Genomic DNA, 15,121 nt, shown 5'->3' with positions numbered 1-15,121 from the left:
ACTCAATATGCTTAGGTTAAGGGCTACTGGCAAAAATTTGGGGTTTTCAAGACGCAATAAATCGCCGTCTCTACAAGTGTTTTGGTCTTATCTGAACTGTATTGACTTATCACTTTGTACTCTAGGCATACAAAAACTGCTAGAGGCTGATAACCACCTTACCAAAGTGAGCGCCACTTTTAAGGTAACGATAAGCTTCTCGTGCTTCAGTGAATGGGAAAACTCGATCGATAATCGGTTTGATTTGATGCTGTTGTATGGTCTGATTCATGACCTCAAACATTTCCCGACTGCCAACATAAATCCCCTGGACTGTTAAACTCTTAAAAAGTATTGGCATGGGGTCAATTTCATTTCCTCTGCCCGATAATACGCCAATCAAGCTAATACGTCCCCCAATACGGACTGCTTGTAGTGATTTTGGGAGAGTACCTGCACCACCTACCTCAATTACATGATCTACACCTGTGCGATTAGTCAATTGATAAACTTGCTTTTCCCAATCTGGTGTTGTTTTGTAATTGATTGTTTCGTCAGCACCAAGCTGTTGAACTCGTGCCAATTTTTCATCACTGCTGGAAGTGACGATCGCTTTAGCACCATATATCTTGGCAAACTGGAGAGCAAAAATTGAAACTCCCCCAGTACCGAGTAATAAAACACTATCACTTGAGCTAATATTGCCTTTTGTTACCAACCCATGCCAAGCGGTGACTGCTGCACAGGGCAAAGTCGCACCTTCGGCGTAGGATAAATGATCTGGTAAAATCACCAAACCATCTTGGTGTAATACAACATACTCAGCTAACATTCCATCGATACCCCCTCCGAGATCGGATTTCATTTTCTCTTTGGTTAAAGAGCCATAAATCCAGTCTTGGAAGAAAATACCAGCGACGCGATCGCCTATTTTCACCCGTGTCACACCTTCCCCCACCGCCACGACTTCCCCCGCACCATCAGATAAAGGAATTAGGGGATATTTCTCTTTAGAACCATAGGTTCCTTCAATTACAAGCAAATCACGGTAATTTAGAGATGTTGCTTTGACTTGAATCAGAACTTGGCCGGCTGTCAGTTTTGGTTCAGGGCGATCGACTAATGTCAGGGCATCAATGCCGGCGTTGCTTTGAATTTCGTAAGCTTTCATTCCTAAGTTTCAAAATCGGTATTTGCTGCAACTGCTTCCCATGCATCCAACTCAGCAGTCAAGGAGGTAATTTTATTGCGGAACTTGCTGTAAGCATACTTACCCAGCACTAAGCGTAATGGTGGATTTTCTGATTCAACAACTTTAATTAATGCCTGGGATGCTTTTTCGGGATCGCCTGGTTGAGTGCCTTCAATTTTTTCGAGGAACTCTAAGAATTTTCCCACAGTTGGTTTGTAGGCATCTATGCTATTTGTAGCGCGGTCAAGCGATCGCCCAATAAAATCAGTCCGGAAAGGTCCTGGTTCAACAATTGTGACTTTGATACCCAAAGGTGCAACTTCGCCATGTACTGCTTCTGATACCCCTTCTAAAGCGAACTTAGCACCACCATAAATCGAAAAACCTAGTTCGTTTGTGAATCCAGCAATTGCAGACATATTGATAATATGCCCACTCTGTTGCTGTCTCATAATTGGCAAAACTGCCCGGATGGTGTTAATTGCACCGAAAAGATTAGTATCAAAGTTACGGCGAATTTGCTCATCACTGACCTCTTCCAGCGCCCCAATTAGACCATATCCAGCGTTATTAACCAAAACATCAATTTGTCCAAACGCCTTGACTGCTTCATTGACTGCGGCTTTGACTTGGATGGCATTGGTAACATCTAAGGAAACTGCCTTAGCTGTATCTGGGTATCGATCGACCAAATCTTGAAGTTGCTCAGGCTTACGAGCAGTAGCAATTAAGCGATCGCCTTTTTTTAGTACTGCTTCAGCTAAATTACGCCCGAAGCCGCTAGAACTACCAGTAATCAACCAAACTTTCGTATTGTTATTGGACACGATAGATTCCGCTGGGTTTTCGATTAGTGTACTATTAGTTTCCAACCAAGACTATGTTATCGCCAATCATCCAGTGCAAAAACATCTGGACGATTGAATCCAGGTTCATTAGGTTTATGCATGGCAACTCCAATGATTTCACTGCGAAAACCACGAGCCAGCATCCTGCGGTAAGCTTCATCTCGACTGGTATTAACGCCAGCTACCAAACGTGACATTCCTTCAGCCACTGTCAATGCTTCACACAAATCTAGTAACTGCTCGAAATTTTGTCCTGCATTATTCCCAGAATGTACTGCACCAAATCTAACAAAGCAAGTATTACTACCTGCTTCGGTGCCCGCTCCATAGTGACAAACTGCAAATCCTGCCAAGCCTGTATCATTCCATAAAAGTACTGTATCACCCAATCCTTGAGCCTGAACTGTGAGAATTTCTCGTGATAAATCTAGTCCTTCATAAATAGAATTAGTCAGTTGATTAATTGCTTTGAGATTTTCGGCACGTTCATCCTCACTCAACTGTGAGTATCTATTTCCTTCAGGTATTGGCTGTGATTGCTGTACTTGCTTTGCCAAAATTGCAGTCAGAAAACGCAGACGAAAGCCAAATTTTTGGTATAGTACGTGATGCTTGGGACTTTGAGCAAAAGTAAACAATCCTGTCATCGAAGTATTCCGTTGCTCAAAGCAAGCGATCGCGGCTTCAACAAGACGCTGACCTATTTTTTTGTCCCAAAAGTCAGGATGAACGCTTAACGGTCCAAAATAGCCAAAGCTTCCCCAATTCACTACCAGGTTAGACCCGATTAATTTTCCATCTACCTCCGCAGCAAATGCCCCATTTGGATCGGTTTTCCAGCGGTGGTGGATGTAAGCAGCATCCCCATAAAATTCAGTTGGTTCAGGTAGTCCTAACAATGTGCCAAAGGCTAGGCGAAAAATATGGTCAGCAGCAGCTAGCTCATTCTCTTGAAGTAATCGGATAGAAACGTTCATCTCTTTGTGGTGTTGAGAGCATTAGGTTCTATCCTATTACTTAGAGTTTGCCAAGTTGCAAACTTTTAAAGCTACAGAGAAGTTATGAACTGCTGCACCTTTTCTAGGAGTGGCTGATGTTCAATTTGCTCTACTAACTTTTGGGCATTTTGGTAGCATAATCGCGCCATTTTTTTGCGTTTAGTTCTGGCGTAAAGGCTTCCCATATTCAGCAAAGTTGAAATTTCTCCGAGACAATCGCCCAGTTCTTGATAAATCGCAATGGCTTGTTTATAGAACTTCATGGCTTGGCGATTCTGGGCTAGGATACTGTGGGTAAAACCGATGTTGTGAAGGGTTGTTGCTTCCCCAGAGCGATCGCTAATGGCTCGACGTGTCAAAAGAACTTGATAATAAAGTAACAGCGCTTGTTTTGGCTGTCCTAAATCACTATAAACTGAGGCAACATTATTTAAAGTGGTTGCTTCACCAATCAAATTCTTCACAGCGCGTTGAATCGGCAGTGCTGCTTGAAAAAATTCTAAAGCTTGGTCAAACTTGCCTAAGATGCTGTAGGCAAACCCAATACCATTTAAAGTTGTTGCTTCACCAGAAAAATCACCCAGCAATCGACGTGTCGTCAAAATTTGGTTTTGTAGCAACAGTGCCCGTTTTGGCTCTCCTAAGCGAGTATAAATTAGGGCTACATCATTGAGAGTAGAAACTTCTCCTTGAGTATCTTGCAATTGCCTGAAGATGGCAACCGCTTTGTTAAAATACTCCAACGCTTGCGAAAAGCGCCCAAGCCGACTGTATGTAGAACCCAGATTGCTCAGTGCAGTTGCCTCTGCGGTTGCATTGCCGATTTCAACGGCAACTGACAGCGCTTGTTGAAACCGCTCTAATGCTTTTTGAGGTTGCCAGCAACCCAGATGAGCCAAACCAAGGTCATTCAATGTATGACCTTCCCTAACTCGGTCTGGAATTGCTCTTGCTAGCTGTAAATTCTGAGTCACAAGATCGAGATATTCTTGGAATTTTCCCCGGTGGTAATAGCCGTTGGCTTCATCACGACGTTGTTCCCACTCTTTGACTTGATTTAAAGGTTGCGTCATCTGGCCTCAGTTGCACTCTGCGATAAATAAGCAGGACAGTTCTTAGGAATGAACTTCTCTTAGGTTTCCCAAATTGGAGTTAACCTTTATCTTCTACCTTTAGATATAAGACGTAAACAGAGAACTATGGTATTTTATATTACTTAAAAGTAGATTAATGCAACAATTAATACAAAAATATAGTAGGGTAGCACAGCAGTCATTGGTGTCATATTAATGTGAAACCCTGTTGGTGAGAACGTTTTGCCCTCACCCACAGCCCCTCTCCCCTGGGAGAGGGGAGCCTGAGATTCAATTCCCCTTCTCCCTTGGGAGAAGGGGTTAGAGGATGAGGGCGTGAGGTGATGTGTAAAACACCTACCTCATATAGCTTTCAACTTAAGTTAATACCTATGCACAGCAGTGCTACCCGACAAAAAACCTATATTCCAAGTCAGCAGATCGCTATTTTCATCGGGACTGCCTTTTGCACTCTGCCTTTCTTTGTAACTTTTTGAAGATTGCAAAAAAAAGTGTGTTTTTTGGAAACATTAATATAATGCTCTTATTATGAGCATCTACCAATCTCTCAAAAAATCATACAAGCAACACGGTCGCAGTGAAAATGACTGGCGGTTGTTTTTGCGCCTAGTGCCTTATGCGCGTCGCAGTAGAGGACTTTTGGCTCTGTCAATATCCCTACTGGTGCCGCTAGCGATCGCTAATGCCATACAACCCCTGTTAATTGGACAAGCGATTTCCCTGATTCGCAAGGAAGCAAGTGCTTACGAGTTTCTGAGGAATCTCCCCTTAGCACAAGGGCTAAATATCTTAGAAGGATTATTGCTGATTGCGATCGTCACTCGATTGTTATTGACAGGCTACCAGGGTTATCTAGTACAGAAGTTAGGGCAACAAATCACCACAGCAATTCGCCAAGACTTATTCCATCATGTAACATCTTTAGCGGTGCGTTTTTTTGACAGGACACCCGTAGGTAAATTAATTACCAGAATTACCAGCGATGTGGAAGTTTTAGGCGATGTCTTTTCTACTGGGGCGATCGGCATTGTCTCCGATTTGTTTTACATGCTGGTGATTGCAGTTTTAATGTTTTCTATCCAATGGGAACTTGCTTGCTTGCTGTTATTTATGCTGTTACCAGTTACCTGGGTAATTGTTTACTTGCAGAAACAGTATCGTAAAGCCAATTATAAAGGTCGGGAAGAACTTTCTATACTGAATTCACAGCTACAAGAAAATGTCGTTGGCATCAACGTAGTGCAGTTGTTCCGCCGAGAAAAATTTAATGCCGAATTATTTCGCGCCACGAATACCCGCTACACCCAGCAAGTAGATAAAAACATCTTTTATGATGCAGCTGTTTCCGCAACCTTAGAATGGATCGGATTGGTAGCGATCGCTGCTGTTTTGGGCTTGGGTGGTTGGATGCTGTTAGGAAAAGCCCTAACTTTTGGTAATTTATCTACATTTATCTTATATGCTCAGCGATTATTCGATCCTTTAAAGAATTTTGCCGAAAAATTTACGGTAATTCAAGCTGGTTTCACTGCCATTGAACGCGTCGGCGATATATTGGATGAACCGATAGAAATCCGCGATCGCGCCAATGTGCGCTACTCAATTTTTGATGCTAAATTCGGCTACATAGACGAGATAGTTGCAAATTTAGAATCTCCAGATATCACTTCTCCACCAGAACTAGGAGAGATTCGTTTCGATCGTGTCTGGTTTGCCTACAAAAATGATGATTATGTAATTAAAGACTTAGATTTCACCATTCATCCTGGTGAAAAAGTGGCATTAGTTGGTCCTACAGGTGCGGGTAAAACCTCTATAATTCGCCTTTTGTGTCGCCTCTACGAACCCACCCAAGGACGCATTCTGATAGATGGTGTAGATATTCGAGATGTACCACAAGCAGAACTACGGCGTTACATGGCAGTAATTTTACAAGAAGGTTTTTTGTTTGCTGGCGATGTTAAAAGCAACATTTCTTTAGGAGATGGCTATACTTTTGAACAGATCGAACAAGCAGCAGAAAAAACCAATATTGCCCAGTTTATAGAAGAGTTACCCCAAGGGTATGATACTCAACTTCGAGAAAGAGGGACAAATATTTCTAGTGGACAAAAGCAACTTTTAGCCTTTGCCCGCGCTGCTATTCGTAATCCTCAAATTTTAGTACTAGATGAAGCCACTGCTAGTTTAGATGTTGGTACAGAAGCTTTAATTCAAGAAGCATTAGACCAGCTTTTAAGCAGACGCACCGCGATTATTATCGCTCACCGCCTATCTACAATTCGCAATGTAGACCGAATTTTTGTTTTGAAGCGCGGCGAACTAATCGAACAAGGAAGTCACGAACAACTGCTACAACAAGGTGGACTTTATGCCACTTTGCATAACTTGCAGATGTTAGGAACTTAGATGAGAATAGCAAAAACCTAACATCTAATTATTGGATAAACTCTTTAGGCAACTCCAAGAAATAAATTATCCTGCTTAAACTTGCTGACTAGGGTCACGGAGCGAAGTGTTGACTGTTGACTGTTAACATTGGGATATTTTTATTTTGAAGTCCCTTGTTTGTAGAGTTCTTGATTAGTAGCGTTTGCAGGTAAAGGAGTTATATTCTGTGGTTTTAGGGGTTTTAAGAAAATACCGCCACTGATGAAAGCAACCAAAATTGGTACAGCTACATACTGAACATACCATCTGATATTTTCGGCTTTGGATGCAGAATTTTTCAAAATTGCACCTCTAATTTTCAGTTGGTGTTTCATATCTTCAGTTAGTCCATCACATCCTTCAAATACTGCATTTTCGACTTTCACATCATTCAATATAGTGTTGCTCAACTTGACTTTTCTCAGAATAGAACACCGTAAATCTGATCCCGTTAAATTTGCACCAGCCAGATTTGCTTGAAACAAGTTAGCCCCATTGAGCTTTGCATTATGCAATTTAGCCCCACACAAACTAGCATCTGTTAAGTTAGCACCACATAGTTGTGTATCCTTGAGATTGCACCATTGAAATTACAATGACTCAAATTAGAGCCATTAAGTTTAGTGCCTATGAAGAGATAGTGGCTAAAGTTTTGGTTGCTCAAATCGCAGCAACTCAAATCTTGATGAGAGAAATCATTATTTGAAGAGCTATTTGACATCGAATTCATAGTCTTTTTGTTGTGTGTAAAATAGTACATATAGTGGCGTGGCAAGGCTGAAATAGTGGAAAGAATAATGGCGTTAAACCAAGCATTATCAAAGCTTTTGCTTATTTACTCTCATCCATTAATCAATCGATTTAGCCTTGCCACGCCACTATGTATCTTGGAAAAATCAAACATGAGTCCTACATACAAGGGCAAATCAACGAGAAGACTCATAGATAATAGCGATCGCAAAGAAACAAAAAATCAACGCTGCAATCCGTAAAAGCCATTCCCAGACACTTTGGTACAGAAGGATCTGAACAATTGTCGAAGCTCCCAATGCTCTAGATATGACTAATGCGATCGCAAAACCAAGCAGAGTCAGCAGAAAATATTTCAGACTCTTGCAAGCCCAAATGAATAAGAGATTAGAGTCATCATTTAATTTAGTTTTCATGGTTTTTACCTTTTTAAGAGTGAAATTTTCGGATAAATGCACCCTCGACTTCAGCAAGCGAGAGTCGTTGAACTTCGTTATTCGATGTCAAGTTGTGATGTTTACTAATTCAAACAAAAAAGCTGGTCAGTGATATCTCACTAAGACCAGCTTTTGTGATTAAGTTCTAATCCTCCCAGCTTGCTAATAAATTAAGTTTTTAATTATTCAATTTAGTTTCAACAACTGTTTTTTAATCCCAATTAGATGAAACAAACTAACTACTTTTCTTTGTCCCGGTACAAACTCGGTAAGAAAGACCAACTGTCGCAATGAATGCTCTTGCATCGGGATATTCCAGATTAATCACACCATACCCATGTCCTAAAGACAAAGCAGTGAGAGATGCTTGAAGAAAAATTGATGGACAACTAATCTCCTTCTTCTCAACTAAAATCATCAAATCAAAAAGTGATATTGGTAGGCAATGCTCAAGCGCAAAGTCTCTTAGCTGTTTTTTAGAAAAACTAAAGCTTCCGACATTTGGGACAAGCAAATCTAGATTATTTCCCTCTACAGTTCTTAACGTGCAACTGAGGGGACAACCTGGCCTAGACATATTTTTAATTAATTCCGCGATCGACCCACTGTCCATAAAGCCTTAGCCTCCTCTAGCTTGAGTGTGCTTGCGCCTGTCTTTGCTTCCGTATCTTCTCGGTATTGACTCAAATGATATCTTCATGTCGGTTTAAATGTCAAGCAATGTCTGTCTAAAGTTTTTTACAAGACGGTTTATTGTAGTATATGATGGCTAAACAACTTTCGATATAGACATTTATGGCAAAACCGACTTTACAAGCTTCGTTACAAGGAATCCAACTTCTCAAAGAAGCGCTGACTAAGCAGGGATTAACCCAAAAGATGCTAGCCGACAACTTAGGACTTCATCGTTCAGTAATCAGTGCCTTACTTAACGGCAAACCAATTTTATTAGACAACTTTTTCCAGATTGGATTGGCTTTGGGTTATGAAGACTGTTATCCGCTTGCTATCTCAGAGGCAATGGTTAATCAAGACCTAACTGAGTCGAGCCATAAAGACGAGTTTGAAATAACACCTTTGGTAGAAGAAGTACGTAGTAAAGTAAAAGATGTTATTCAAGAGTGGTGCGGGACAATGCGCGTTTTAGATATGTCCCAACCGGTACAAATCAATGAAATATACACGGATGTAAATATTTTAGAGAAGCTTACTGCTCACAGACGCAAAACAATTAAAGAGTTTCTTGCAGAATCTAATTTAGAAGATTTGGAAAGATTTGGATTAGGCAGAGTAACTGAAGAACGAGTTCCCGGTGAAAGTGCAGTCAAAAAATATAAAAAGCTAATTGTTTTAGGAAAACCTGGGGCAGGAAAAACAACTTTTCTTAAACATCTAGCTCTTCAATGTAACGAGGGAATATTTATGCCAAATTTGGTTCCCATTTTTCTGAACCTCAAATATTTTTCTGAATCCCTTAATTCACCTCCTTTATTAGAATATATTGGACAAGTTTTTTCGGAATGTGGAGTCACTGCTGAGCAAATTCAAGAACTTTTCGTGCGTAAATCGTTTTTAGTTTTATTAGATGGATTAGATGAAGTAAAAAATGAACATTATGAACGAGTATTAAATGAAATTAGAAATTTGTCTAGAATATATTATGATAATTATTTTATTATTACTTGTAGAATAGCAGCTAAAGAATACTCTTATGATGTATTAGACAAGTTTACTGAAGTTGAACTAGCCGATTTCGAGGAAAAGCAAATTGAAATATTTATTTATCAATGGTTTGAAACCAAAAGCAAAAACCTGATCAAAGCAGAAGAAGTAGTCAAAGCTCTCAAGAACAATCATCGCTTATCTCAATTAGCAGTAACACCTCTACTCTTAACTTTAATATGTTTAGTATTTGAGGAAAAATGTCACTCTCCTAATAATCGTTCAGAATTATACACAGAAGGAATTGAAATTCTTCTGAGTAAGTGGGATGCTAAACGAGGAATTCAGCGAGAGCAAGTCTATCAAAAACTCTCTCTTCAAAGAAAGAAGGATTTATTAAGTTATATCGCTTTCAAAACTTTCCAAGAAAAAGAATTTTTCTTTTCTCAAAAAGAAGCTAAAAAGTATATCAAAGAATATATACAAAATCTCCGCAGTAATGCCGATCGAGAACAAGAAGCTCTAGAGTTAGATAGTGAAGCAATTTTACATGCAATTGAAGCACAACATGGACTTTTAGTAGAAAGAGCTAAAGGAATTTATTCTTTTTCTCACCTAACTTTTCATGAATATTTCACTGCACATGAAATTAACATTAGAAAGCGTCCACAGAACAAGGCTTTTCAAGAATTGGTAAATAATTTGAGTGACCGTTACTGGCGAGAAATATTTCTTCTATCAGCAGAAATGGCTCAACCAGATGCTTCATTACTTTTAGAAAGTATGAAACATAAAATTGATAAAATTCTAGAAGAAAACGAAAAACTGCAACAATTTCTTGGTTATGTACAGCAAAAATCGTTAATTCATCAGACTTCAGTTAAATTATCTGCTATCAGAGCTTTTTATTTTGATATTGATTTTGATATAGATCAAGAGCGGCGACTTAGTTTATTATTAGACCCTTCAGCTAATTATTTAGTTTGTGGAAGCTTTTTTGCTCGTGTCTTGAAAAATACCGATTTTGAAGAAGGTATTCATATCGCTGAGAAATACGATCAAAAATTGGCTCCGGGAGAGCGAAAAATTAGTGAGGTATCCTCAGCTAATGAAGCTGTGTATATTGCTCTTAAATATGCTCTGGAATCTAACCAGTTACAACCAGAAATCAAAAATATTTTAGAAAAGCTATACCAAAAAGATGCTCCGCCTGACAATGATGAACTTGATGAAGAAAAGCTTAAAGTTATAGCTGATAAATCTAGAAGTTTAGCTAAGAAAACTCGTCAAATTGGGAGTAATGATTGGCAATTTGATGATGAGGAAAAAAATTTGTTGAAGAAGTATTATGAAGCTAATCTCCTCTTAATAGAGTGTTTAAATACTGACTGTATTATCGATCGCAAACTTCGAAAACAAATTTTAGATACATTGTTATTACCTATTGATAATAATTCAGCCTTGCATCATGAATAGACCTAGCCTTTGATAGATTGATAAAAATATATCTTAATCATCTATTCATACTAATTTCTAGTAACTGAGTAAATTATTCATGGAATTTATTTAAATTAATCGTATCTTTGATATATCGAATAGGATTTTGTAAAAATTATTATTTTAAGTTAGATGTAATGTATTTTACATGTATTTATCGTTTTTTTTGATATAACTGAATTGAAGGAAATTGGAATCGTTTTTACCTGATTGACTTTTCCCTTCTCCAACAAAGGTTTCGGTATTTTTCTACCCGAAATTTTTAACATCACAATAACAAATGCAATGCGTAAAGTAAATTCCTTATGGCAGTTCAAATCTATCAACAGTTAATTCACGGTACTCTTGCCAAATTTAACGACCAAGCACCAGATTTGTTTATGGCTTGGAACGGAGAGTCTATTCAACTTCCCGATACGGGAACTCATTTTGGTTTCGTTTACAGTGGTCATCCTGTTTTGCATCGTAGTGCCGGTTTGCAGGACTATAAACTTTATCCTGGTATGTACTTTAGTTTGCCTGGAGAAGGTTCGATTGGTGGTGAAGATTCATCGGGTTTTTTGATTACCTGTCCAGCTTTTAAAGGGGTATTTCTGATTGGAGGGGCAATTGAATTGATCGGCCGATTGGGTTACATAAATGGAGGCACAGATAATGTGCTAATTCCCCCAATTATGCAAGGAGATCCTTGCCTTAATGCTCTCTATTTTCCCCCAGGTGTAGATCAGACTGCTCATACTCATCCTAGTTACAGGCTAATTATTGTAGTCGAAGGCAGTGGGGAATGTGAAACACCTAGTGGTACTACTCCATTGCAGCCAGGTGTCACTATTTTTATTCCTGCTAATAGCCTTCATAAGTTTCGGACAATGGAAGATAAATTAACTGTTGTCTGTTTTCATCCCGACTCTGACACGGGATTTACTCATACCGATCACCCAATGCTTAAACGTACAATGGTTTCGGGTATTAGTGCCTCAAATCTGCCAGAAATTCAAACCAAAACTTTGATGCAGTGAGGTTTATCACTGTGCTATTTCATCTGCTAATAGTTACATTTTTAATTTCATTTTGAGACGAAAAGTTGCTGTCATCTCCAGTAGCAAAAGCAATCAGCCACCACATCTAATTCTTACAGTCACAAAAAGTAAAATAGCGACTTCAGTCCACAGGTACTGAAGTCGCCGCACTTTCACAAAGTCCGCCAAACCAGACTGAAAATCTCCAAGAAGGCGCAAACTAACTTTAAACCAGCGCCGCTACCTTCTCTAACAATCCCTGAAACAACCGTAAACCATCGCTATTGCCCAGCGTCGCGTCAGACGCCCTTTCTGGGTGCGGCATCATTCCCAACACGTTGCCTCGCCGATCGCAAATCCCGGCAATGTTGTTTAATGAACCGTTGGGATTCTCTCCTGCATAGCGGAACAAGACTTGTCCGTTATCTTCAATTTCTGCCAGAGTGGCTGCGTCAGCGTAGAATCGTCCTTCGCCGTGGGCAATGGGCAAAGTGATAACTTCACCAGCACTATAATTTTGCGTCCAAGGTAGATTGGTACGCTCAACTTTTACAGAAACGCGATCGCAAATAAAATGCAAATCCCGATTTCTGGTTAACACTCCCGGCAAAAGTCCAGCTTCAGTTAATACCTGAAAACCATTACAAATACCGAGGACAAACTTACCTTTTTGGGCATGTTCAATCACCTGCTGCATCACAGGTGAAAACCGGGCGATCGCGCCACAGCGTAAATAATCGCCGTAACTAAAGCCACCAGGTACAATCACAACATCCAAATCAGCAATGTCTGTTTCTTGATGCCAAACCATGCGAGTTGGTTGTAAGAGCAAGTCTCTAGTCACATAAGCGACATCGCGATCGCAATTAGAACCCGGAAAAACAACAACACCGAATTTTGTCATTTGGGGAATGGGGAATGGGGAACTTGTACTGAGCGAAGTCGAAGTATGGGGAATAGGGAATGGGGCATGAACATTGTTTATTTCTCTCTGACTCCCCAATCAATAGTGAACAATCAACAGTGAACATTTCGACTTCGCTCAGTGACCACAGTCAACAGTAAACACTCCCTAAAATACCCCCGTTTGTGATTCGACTTCAATCAACTCAAAGCGATAATTTTCAATCACGGGATTTGCGAGCATTTGATCGCAGATGTTATTGAGGTCTTGACGCGCTTTCTTTTCATCAGGGGAGGTGATGGTTAGTTCAATGTACTTACCAATCCGCACTTGTTCAACCTTATCGTATCCCAGCTGCTGAAGACCGGATTGTACAGCCACACCAGCAGGGTCTAAGACTGAAGGACGAAGTGTTACGAGAATTTTAGCTAGATACTTCCTTTGCACGGGCTTTTTGCTGAATGCTGCGATCGCTATACTATAACTTTCTGTTCCAACTGAGTGAGAATAAGATTATGAAGCCGTTAGAGTTAATTTATTAATTAGCTAGTCCAACAGCTTCAATTTACAGTGGCATATTTAAATAATTGTCTATGAGAGCTATACGTACCCGCAGTCAAGACCGTATTCTGAACCTGCTAAAAACTATCAAAAAAGGCATTTCTGCCCAAGATATTTACGTAGAACTACGTAATAGCAATCAAGGTATGGGTTTAGCAACAGTTTACCGTTCCTTAGAAGCCTTAAAACTCGAAGGTATGGTACAAGTGCGGAATTTAGCTAACGGTGAAGCCCTCTATAGCCTAGCGCAGCAAGACAAACACCACCTGACCTGTTTGCAATGCGGTGTCTCAATTCAGATTAATCAATGCCCTGTCCATAATCTAGAAGACCAGTTAGAAGGCAGCCATCAGTTTAAAATTTTTTACCATACCCTAGAGTTTTTTGGGTTGTGTAGCCAATGTCAGACTTTATGAAGAGTGCTGAGTGATGAGTTGAAAAACTCCGACAAAGGGCGGGGCTAAAACCCAAGTAGATAAGTAGTGAGTACTTCTTAATTCACTTAACACTCAGCTTGGTAAAAAAGGTTTGCGTTTTTTGAGATAAAAAATAACCCCCGTAGATGCGGGGGTTGTTAGTTGGTCTTAAACTAGTTTTTTAAAACATTCAGAAAATTTCAGAATGGAGCGATCGCTAAACAAACAGCAGCTAAAATAGCAGCGATGATATAAAACACTCCCACCACTTGCAATTCTGACCAGCCAGTTAATTCTAGATGATGGTGTAGAGGTGCCATTTTGAAGAGACGCTTACCTTTACCATCAGGACCCTTGGTGGCTTTGTAATAACTTACCTGCGCCATCACAGACAGAGTTTCTACGAAGAAGATACCGCTGAGAATGAACAGTGCGACTAAGGTGTTTGTCAATAGCGCCACAGCCGCTAAAGCTCCTCCTAGTGCGAGGGAACCAGTGTCTCCCATAAAAACGCGGGCTGGGTTGCGGTTATGAGCTAAGAAACCTAAGCAACCGCCACTTAAAGCAGCACAGAAAATCATCAAACCTGGTGCTGTTGGTGCGATTACGGCGGCTAATGCTAAAAGAGCGATCGCCACTGTTCCTGCTGCTAAGCCATCAATACCGTCAGTTAAATTAGTAGCATTACTTTCTGCAACTAGCACAAAACCCGCCAGAGGCCAGAATAGAAAACCTAAAGGTAGTGTAAAGCTAACCCAAGGCAAAGCTATATTTGTAATATTAGAAGGTTGATTAAACATCAGCCATAGACAAAACACTCCCGCGAAACTCACCTGTAAAGCCAGTTTCATCTTAGGGGATATACCTTTATTTGACTTGCGGCGGAGAATTTGCCAATCATCCAGCCAGCCAATTAATCCATAGCTGATAGTTAATAGGGAAACTGCCAGTACATCTCTAGCAAAGTTAGACAATACACAGGCAAGTAGCACAGCTACAGGTACAAAAAATATACCACCCATTGTTGGAGTACCTGCTTTTTTGAGATGAGCTTGAGGCCCATCTTCGCGGATTATTTGTCCAGTTTTCAGGGCTTGTAATAGAGGTATTACCAAATAGCCCATAATACCTGAAGCCAGCGCACTCAATAATAGTGGCAGGGTTAGCGACATAGCTTGCCAGGGAAACCTATTCGCCATCGAATCCAAGAAAAATGCTGTTGTGCCCAGTCCTACGGCTAATAAAGAGGCTAGAGCGATTCCAGAAATGTTTAATCCTTGCTCAGGAGATAATTTAGCGTCCACAGAAGTTTCCCTTCACTCCACACTTACAAA

General features: G+C 40.2%; 15 protein-coding genes and 1 pseudogene. 4 read left to right on the top strand and 12 right to left on the bottom strand.

Annotated elements, in window-relative coordinates:
* Positions 1-139 precede the first annotated feature (139 nt).
* From ACFG4S_RS33395 to ACFG4S_RS33380, 4 genes are all read right to left on the bottom strand, one after another.
* Positions 140-1,150, bottom strand: a complete 1,011-nt coding sequence (locus ACFG4S_RS33395; RefSeq protein ID WP_392533123.1) for an NAD(P)-dependent alcohol dehydrogenase — start codon at positions 1,148-1,150, stop codon at positions 140-142.
* 2 nt (positions 1,151-1,152) lie between these two features.
* The gene (locus tag ACFG4S_RS33390) at positions 1,153-1,998 is read right to left on the bottom strand and encodes an oxidoreductase (RefSeq protein WP_392533122.1); all 846 of its coding nucleotides are present in this window, start codon (positions 1,996-1,998) and stop codon (positions 1,153-1,155) included.
* 56 nt (positions 1,999-2,054) lie between these two features.
* Positions 2,055-2,996, bottom strand: a complete 942-nt coding sequence (locus ACFG4S_RS33385) for a GNAT family N-acetyltransferase (RefSeq protein ID WP_392533121.1) — start codon at positions 2,994-2,996, stop codon at positions 2,055-2,057.
* Positions 2,997-3,067: 71 nt separating this feature from the next.
* Positions 3,068-4,090, bottom strand: a complete 1,023-nt coding sequence (locus ACFG4S_RS33380) for a tetratricopeptide repeat protein (protein ID WP_392533120.1) — start codon at positions 4,088-4,090, stop codon at positions 3,068-3,070.
* 549 nt (positions 4,091-4,639) lie between these two features.
* On the opposite strand from ACFG4S_RS33380, the gene ACFG4S_RS33375 reads away from it, so the two are divergent.
* On the top strand, positions 4,640-6,520 hold the full coding sequence (locus tag ACFG4S_RS33375) for an ABC transporter ATP-binding protein (RefSeq protein WP_392533119.1): 1,881 nt from the start codon (positions 4,640-4,642) through the stop codon (positions 6,518-6,520).
* 140 nt (positions 6,521-6,660) lie between these two features.
* Here the strand turns inward: ACFG4S_RS33375 and ACFG4S_RS33370 are convergent, their stop codons facing one another.
* From ACFG4S_RS33370 to ACFG4S_RS33350, 5 genes and pseudogenes are all read right to left on the bottom strand, one after another.
* Positions 6,661-6,951: a hypothetical protein gene (locus ACFG4S_RS33370; protein ID WP_392533118.1), complete on the bottom strand. Its 291-nt coding sequence runs from the start codon at positions 6,949-6,951 to the stop codon at positions 6,661-6,663.
* A 3-nt stretch (positions 6,952-6,954) separates the two neighbouring features.
* A pseudogene (locus ACFG4S_RS33365) lies at positions 6,955-7,080 on the bottom strand (pentapeptide repeat-containing protein); the annotation flags it as partial.
* 2 nt (positions 7,081-7,082) lie between these two features.
* Positions 7,083-7,172, bottom strand: a complete 90-nt coding sequence (locus ACFG4S_RS33360; RefSeq protein WP_392536142.1) for a hypothetical protein — start codon at positions 7,170-7,172, stop codon at positions 7,083-7,085.
* A gap of 295 nt (positions 7,173-7,467) precedes the next feature.
* A complete protein-coding gene (locus ACFG4S_RS33355) occupies positions 7,468-7,707 on the bottom strand; it encodes a hypothetical protein (protein WP_392533117.1) in 240 nt (79 codons plus the stop codon).
* A 256-nt stretch (positions 7,708-7,963) separates the two neighbouring features.
* Positions 7,964-8,305 carry a hypothetical protein gene (locus tag ACFG4S_RS33350; protein ID WP_392533116.1) on the bottom strand — a complete coding sequence of 114 codons (342 nt, stop codon included), beginning with the start codon at positions 8,303-8,305 and terminating at the stop codon, positions 7,964-7,966.
* 218 nt (positions 8,306-8,523) lie between these two features.
* Here ACFG4S_RS33350 and ACFG4S_RS33345 point away from each other — a divergent pair, with 218 nt between their 5' ends.
* Both ACFG4S_RS33345 and ACFG4S_RS33340 read left to right on the top strand, forming a co-directional pair.
* A complete protein-coding gene (locus ACFG4S_RS33345; protein WP_392533115.1) occupies positions 8,524-10,866 on the top strand; it encodes an NACHT domain-containing protein in 2,343 nt (780 codons plus the stop codon).
* A gap of 326 nt (positions 10,867-11,192) precedes the next feature.
* Complete coding sequence (locus ACFG4S_RS33340) at positions 11,193-11,906, top strand: cupin domain-containing protein (protein WP_392533114.1); 714 nt, start codon at positions 11,193-11,195, stop codon at positions 11,904-11,906.
* Between the two features lie 226 nt (positions 11,907-12,132).
* On the opposite strand, the gene purQ is transcribed toward ACFG4S_RS33340, so the two are convergent.
* Both purQ and purS read right to left on the bottom strand, forming a co-directional pair.
* On the bottom strand, positions 12,133-12,810 hold the full coding sequence (purQ, locus tag ACFG4S_RS33335) for a phosphoribosylformylglycinamidine synthase subunit PurQ (protein ID WP_392533113.1): 678 nt from the start codon (positions 12,808-12,810) through the stop codon (positions 12,133-12,135).
* Between the two features lie 168 nt (positions 12,811-12,978).
* Positions 12,979-13,257 (bottom strand): phosphoribosylformylglycinamidine synthase subunit PurS, encoded by a 279-nt coding sequence (gene purS, locus ACFG4S_RS33330; protein ID WP_392533112.1) that lies wholly within the window; start codon positions 13,255-13,257, stop codon positions 12,979-12,981.
* A 146-nt stretch (positions 13,258-13,403) separates the two neighbouring features.
* Between purS and ACFG4S_RS33325 the strand changes: the two genes are divergently transcribed.
* Positions 13,404-13,787 (top strand): Fur family transcriptional regulator, encoded by a 384-nt coding sequence (locus ACFG4S_RS33325; RefSeq protein ID WP_392533111.1) that lies wholly within the window; start codon positions 13,404-13,406, stop codon positions 13,785-13,787.
* 200 nt (positions 13,788-13,987) lie between these two features.
* Here ACFG4S_RS33325 and mraY read toward each other — a convergent pair whose 3' ends face one another.
* Positions 13,988-15,091, bottom strand: a complete 1,104-nt coding sequence (gene mraY, locus ACFG4S_RS33320) for a phospho-N-acetylmuramoyl-pentapeptide-transferase (protein ID WP_392533110.1) — start codon at positions 15,089-15,091, stop codon at positions 13,988-13,990.
* Between the last annotated feature and the right edge of the window lie 30 nt (positions 15,092-15,121).

This window comes from Nostoc sp. C117 (assembly GCF_043099735.1).
In the GTDB taxonomy this organism is placed as follows: domain Bacteria; phylum Cyanobacteriota; class Cyanobacteriia; order Cyanobacteriales; family Nostocaceae; genus Nostoc.
This window is presented reverse-complemented; position numbering and strand designations above follow the sequence as displayed.

Coding starts and splice junctions, on each gene's coding strand:
- ACFG4S_RS33395 (WP_392533123.1), bottom strand. CDS start 1,150: ATGAAAGCTTACGAAATTCAAAGCAACGCCGGCATTGATGCCCTGACA.
- ACFG4S_RS33385 (WP_392533121.1), bottom strand. CDS start 2,996: ATGAACGTTTCTATCCGATTACTTCAAGAGAATGAGCTAGCTGCTGCT.
- ACFG4S_RS33380 (WP_392533120.1), bottom strand. CDS start 4,090: ATGACGCAACCTTTAAATCAAGTCAAAGAGTGGGAACAACGTCGTGAT.
- ACFG4S_RS33375 (WP_392533119.1), top strand. CDS start 4,640: ATGAGCATCTACCAATCTCTCAAAAAATCATACAAGCAACACGGTCGC.
- ACFG4S_RS33355 (WP_392533117.1), bottom strand. CDS start 7,707: ATGAAAACTAAATTAAATGATGACTCTAATCTCTTATTCATTTGGGCT.
- ACFG4S_RS33350 (WP_392533116.1), bottom strand. CDS start 8,305: ATGTCTAGGCCAGGTTGTCCCCTCAGTTGCACGTTAAGAACTGTAGAG.
- ACFG4S_RS33345 (WP_392533115.1), top strand. CDS start 8,524: ATGGCAAAACCGACTTTACAAGCTTCGTTACAAGGAATCCAACTTCTC.
- ACFG4S_RS33340 (WP_392533114.1), top strand. CDS start 11,193: ATGGCAGTTCAAATCTATCAACAGTTAATTCACGGTACTCTTGCCAAA.
- purQ (WP_392533113.1), bottom strand. CDS start 12,810: ATGACAAAATTCGGTGTTGTTGTTTTTCCGGGTTCTAATTGCGATCGC.
- ACFG4S_RS33325 (WP_392533111.1), top strand. CDS start 13,404: ATGAGAGCTATACGTACCCGCAGTCAAGACCGTATTCTGAACCTGCTA.